This window comes from Bradyrhizobium sp. PRIMUS42 (genome assembly GCF_023006515.1).
Taxonomy (GTDB): Bacteria; Pseudomonadota; Alphaproteobacteria; order Rhizobiales; family Xanthobacteraceae; genus Bradyrhizobium.
On sequence record NZ_JALBGZ010000849.1, the window covers coordinates 1 to 2,448 of the forward strand.

General features: G+C 63.2%; 3 protein-coding genes and 1 pseudogene. 3 read left to right on the top strand and 1 reads right to left on the bottom strand.

Going from position 1 to position 2,448, the window contains the following annotated elements; all coding sequences use genetic code 11:
• From MOV75_RS34610 to MOV75_RS34620, 3 genes and pseudogenes are all read left to right on the top strand, one after another.
• A pseudogene (locus MOV75_RS34610) lies at positions 1-154 on the top strand (sn-glycerol-3-phosphate ABC transporter ATP-binding protein UgpC); the annotation flags it as partial.
• 326 nt (positions 155-480) lie between these two features.
• The gene (locus tag MOV75_RS34615) at positions 481-906 is read left to right on the top strand and encodes an Hsp20 family protein (protein ID WP_246926049.1); all 426 of its coding nucleotides are present in this window, start codon (positions 481-483) and stop codon (positions 904-906) included.
• A gap of 50 nt (positions 907-956) precedes the next feature.
• Positions 957-1,229, top strand: coding sequence for a DUF1150 domain-containing protein (locus tag MOV75_RS34620; RefSeq protein WP_007598581.1), 273 nt, complete (start codon positions 957-959; stop codon positions 1,227-1,229).
• A gap of 486 nt (positions 1,230-1,715) precedes the next feature.
• Here the strand turns inward: MOV75_RS34620 and MOV75_RS34625 are convergent.
• Positions 1,716-2,448: autotransporter outer membrane beta-barrel domain-containing protein (locus tag MOV75_RS34625; protein WP_247007587.1), on the bottom strand; the 733-nt coding region annotated here is incomplete at its 5' end.

Genomic DNA, 2,448 nt, shown 5'->3' on the forward strand with positions numbered 1-2,448 from the left:
CGCCGCCACGCCCGGCGAGCTGCCGCCCGGCGAGATCATCGTCCGCATTCCCGGAACCGAGGCCCCCGCCATCGGCGCGAAAATCCGGGTCGCGGCGGTGCGCAACAAGCTGCACCTTTTCAGTGGCGATGGCCGAAAGCGGCTCGAAGCCTGAGCGTTCCGAGGCCCCAAACCAAAACTGCGAAAACAACCCCATGCACAGTAGATGCGGCGTTGTTTTCGTTGGGTAATTCGCCCGCAATCGCGTCATGCCCGGGCATCCACATTCTTGGCGCAACGAGCAAGGTCGTGAATGGCCGGGACAAGCCCGGCCATGACGATCCGGAAGCACTTCACTCGATATTGGTCACGGTGGAGACGCCCATCCACACCCCCGCTACCTGCTTGAACCCACATGGGAACATGCCCATATTGCTGATCAAGGGGTGCCACTTGCGGGCCCTGATGCACCAAAGTCGCTTCGAGAGGACTTTGTAAACTATGTCTCGTGTTCCCACGTTATCCAGTCCGTTCCTTCTGGGCTTCGACGAGATTGAGCGCGTGCTCGATCGCGTCGTCAAAGGTGCCGACGGTTATCCTCCCTACAATATCGAGAGGTGCGGCGGCGCGGACGGCCAGCCCGAGCGCTTACGAATCACGCTGGCGGTCGCAGGATTCACGCGCGACCAACTCGATGTAACCATTGAGGAAAACCAGCTCGTCATTCGCGGGCGGCAGCAGGACGACAAGTCCCGGCAATACATCCATCGCGGCATCGCCGCGCGCCACTTCCAGCGCACCTTCGTGCTGGCGGAGGGGATGCTGGTGCTGGGTGCGGATCTGAAGAACGGGTTGTTGTCGGTCGACCTGGCCCGGCCTGAACCGGAGAGGATCGTTAAGACAATCGCTATCAATGAGCACGAATAATGGAACGAGTAGCGGACTCGACCGCTTAGTGTTCCAGAGGAGTCGAGACCATGAGTGAAGGTCACGTTGCGTTCGAATACGAAGCCAAGAACGTCTCGCCCGAGACACTGGCAACCCTCGGCGAGGGTCATATCGCCTATGTGAAGCAGATCCGCTCCGAGGACGTGCCGGGCCTGTTTCCCGAAGCGCCGAAAATCGCGCCGGGCCTCAAGCTCTTCGCGCTCCACGCCGCCGACGGCACGCCGATCATGCTGACCGACAGCCGGGAAGCTGCGATCGCCAACGCCTGGAGCAACGAGCTGCAAGCCGTCAGCGTGCACTGAGCGCACGCGCGTCGCACGATTAGAGTTTTGACGGGTATGCCTTCGCAGGAAGGCGTGCCCGTTTTCATTTTGGGCGATGATGTCTCCGGATCGTCATTGCGAGCGCAGCGAAGCAATCCAGAATCTTTCCGTGGAGACAGCCTGGATTGCTTCGTCGCAAGAGCTCCTCGCAATGACGATGTCGAGAGACCTGCGCTCGCAATGACGGAGTGTGAGGCTGCAGCGTGCTCAACTTTCGTGTCCCGGACGCGACGCAGCCGCCACCAGCGCGTTTACGCGCGTCTTCGACGCGCTATGGCGATGCGGCGCAGAGCCGGGACCCAGAAAGCAACACGTTCAATGTGGAGAGATGGGCCCCGGCTCTGCAGCGCACCGCTTCGCGCTGCGCTGCGTCCGGGGCACGAGAGCGGGGATGTCCGCTCGCAATGACGAAGCGTGAGGCTATCGCGTCCTCGGCTCTCGTGGCCTAGAGGCGGCGCAGCAGTCTCACCACGCGTAGCGCACCACGCCCTTGCCGGCGTAGCTGTGCGTAACGTTCGAGAATTCGCCTTCGAACGTCGCAGCAGCGGCCCAGCCGGTCAGCCATTTCTTGTCGACGGATGCGGTGACGAGCGCGGAGTCGGCGGCTTGCGCGCCGCCGTTGACGACGAAGCTCGAACCGGGGAGCGCCTGGAAGGTCGCGCCGATGGCGCGGTCGGGATTGAAGTCATGGGCCCAGGCGAGACGGCCGCGCAATGTCGCGATGCCGTCGGCCATGGCGAAGGATTTGTCGGTGCGAAGGCCGAGCTCGCTGCGAGTGTCGGTGACGCTCTTGGCGCCGTAAGTCAGGGCAAACGCGTTGTTGCCGGTGATCGCCTGCTCCGTATAGGCCGGCAGATCGAACGTGGTGAACTGCGCGGCCGCATAGGGCGTGACGCCGACGCCGCCGATCACGGGAGCGACGAAGCGATAGCCACCTTCCAGCCGGCCGGAATACGCATTCGCGTTGAAGCGTGCCTGGAGATGATCGAGGCCTGCGATCGTGACATTGCGATCGGTGGCGATGTCCTGCCAGCCATAGGCCAGCGCGCCCGTGACATAGGCCGCACCTGCATGATGGCGCACGAAGGCGCCGGCCTGGAACAGGTCGGAACGGCCGGTGCCGCCATTGGCCACGGAGAAGCTGGTGCCGCCGCCGGCGAGCGCGAAGCCTGCAACCGTATCGGGCGAGAACCAGTAG